Annotated in this window: 1 protein-coding gene and 1 rRNA gene; both read left to right on the plus strand. The window is 38.7% G+C overall.

Annotated features, from left to right (window positions below; translation table 11 throughout):
• Positions 1-480, plus strand: a complete 480-nt coding sequence (gene greA / locus GJT82_RS00005; protein WP_211080465.1) for a transcription elongation factor GreA — start codon at positions 1-3, stop codon at positions 478-480.
• A 161-nt stretch (positions 481-641) separates the two neighbouring features.
• A 16S ribosomal RNA gene (locus tag GJT82_RS00010) occupies positions 642-2,214 on the plus strand.
• The last annotated feature ends 15 nt before the right edge of the window (positions 2,215-2,229 follow it).

Raw genomic sequence — 2,229 nt, forward strand, 5'->3', positions numbered from 1 at the left:
ATGATAAATAAAATACCTATGACTTTAAAAGGATCAAAAAAATTAATTAAAGAATTAAATCAATTAAAAAATATAAAAAGATATAAAATAATTAATAATATTATTGAAGCTAGAAAGCATGGTGATTTAAAAGAAAATGCTGAATATCATGCAGCACGTGAAGAACAAAGTTTTTGTGAAAGACGTATTAATGAAATAGAATTCAAATTATCTAATTGTCAAATTATAGATATTACTAAAATAAAGAATAAAGATAAAGTTGTTTTTGGTTCTACTGTAAATATAATTAATATCACTACTAATAAAATTATATCTTATAAAATTGTAGGTGATGATGAAGCTAATTTAAAAAAAAATTTAATTTCTATTAATGCTCCTCTTGCTAGAGGATTAATTAGTAAAAAAAAAAATGATATTGTTTCAATAAAAATTCCTAAAGGAAAAATGATATTCAAAATATTAAAAATACGATATCTTTAGTAAATAAAAAATATTTTGATATAAAAATTGACTTTAATACATAATATAGTATTATAAAAATGTTAATAATTATTTTAGTTCTTTAATAATTTATCAGTAAATCTATGTGGGCATTCTATTTTAGAGAAAATATATAATTTATATTAAAATTTTTTGCTTTTTAACTAAAGAGTTTGATCATGGCTCAGATTGAACGCTAGCGGCAAGCTTAACACATGCAAGTCGAGCGGCATCGAAATGAATAGTTTACTATTTATTGTCGGCGAGCGGCGGACGGGTGAGTAATATCTGGGGATCTACCTAATGGAGTGGGATAACTATTGGAAACGATAGCTAATACCGCATAATATCGTAAGATCAAAAGTGGGGGATTTTATAATATTTTCATTGTTATTGTGAAACCTCATGCCATTAAATGAACCCAGACGAGATTAGCTAGTAGGTAGGGTAAAAGCCTACCTAGGCTACGATCTCTAGCTGGTCTGAGAGGATAATCAGCCACACTGGAACTGAGATACGGTCCAGACTCCTACGGGAGGCAGCAGTGGGGAATATTGCACAATGGGCGAAAGCCTGATGCAGCTATGCCGCGTGTATGAAGAAGGCCTTAGGGTTGTAAAGTACTTTCAACAAGAAAGAAATAATAAAGTTTAATAAACTTTATTACTGACGTTACTTGTAAAAGAAGCACCGGCTAACTCCGTGCCAGCAGCCGCGGTAATACGGAGGGTGCAAGCGTTAATCGGAATTACTGGGCGTAAAGAGCACGTAGGCGGTATATTAAGTCAGATGTGAAATCCCTGAGCTCAACTTAGGAATTGCATTTGAAACTAATATACTTGAGTTTCGTAGAGGGGGGTAGAATTCCAGGTGTAGCGGTGAAATGCGTAGATATCTGGAGGAATACCAGTGGCGAAGGCGGCCCCCTGGACGAATACTGACGCTCAGGTGCGAAAGCATGGGTAGCAAACAGGATTAGATACCCTGGTAGTCCATGCTGTAAACGATGTCGACTTGAAGGTTGTAAGCTTGACTTGTAGCTTTCGTAGCTAACGCGTTAAGTCGACCGCCTGGGGAGTACGACCGCAAGGTTAAAACTCAAATGAATTGACGGGGGCCCGCACAAGCGGTGGAGCATGTGGTTTAATTCGATGCAACGCGAAAAACCTTACCTGGTCTTGACATCCATGGAATTTAGTAGAGATACTTTAGTGCCTTCGGGAACCATGAGACAGGTGCTGCATGGCTGTCGTCAGCTCGTGTTGTGAAATGTTGGGTTAAGTCCCGCAACGAGCGCAACCCTTGTCCTTTGTTGCCAACGGTTCGGCCGGGAACTCAAAGGAAACTGCTGGTGATAAGCCGGAGGAAGGTGGGGACGACGTCAAGTCATCATGGCCCTTACGACCAGGGCTACACACGTGCTACAATGGTATATACAAAGGGAAGCATCCTCGCGAGAGTAAGCGGATCTCACAAAATATATCGTAGTTCGGATTGGAGTCTGCAACTCGACTCCATGAAGTCGGAATCGCTAGTAATCGTAGATCAGAACGCTACGGTGAATACGTTCCCGGGCCTTGTACACACCGCCCGTCACACCATGGAAGTGAGTTGTAAAAGAAGTAAGTTGCTTAACCTTTTTTATGGAGGGCGCTTACCACTTTGTGATTCATAACTGGGGTGAAGTCGTAACAAGGTAACCGTAGGGGAACCTGTGGTTGGATCACCTCCTTTACTATAAGTACACTC

This window comes from Enterobacteriaceae endosymbiont of Plateumaris rustica, from assembly GCF_012562965.1.
Lineage (GTDB): Bacteria > Pseudomonadota > Gammaproteobacteria > Enterobacterales > Enterobacteriaceae.

Excerpts from the sequence above, each read along its gene's own strand:
- greA (WP_211080465.1), top strand. The coding sequence starts at position 1 with ATGATAAATAAAATACCTATGACTTTAAAAGGATCAAAAAAATTAATT.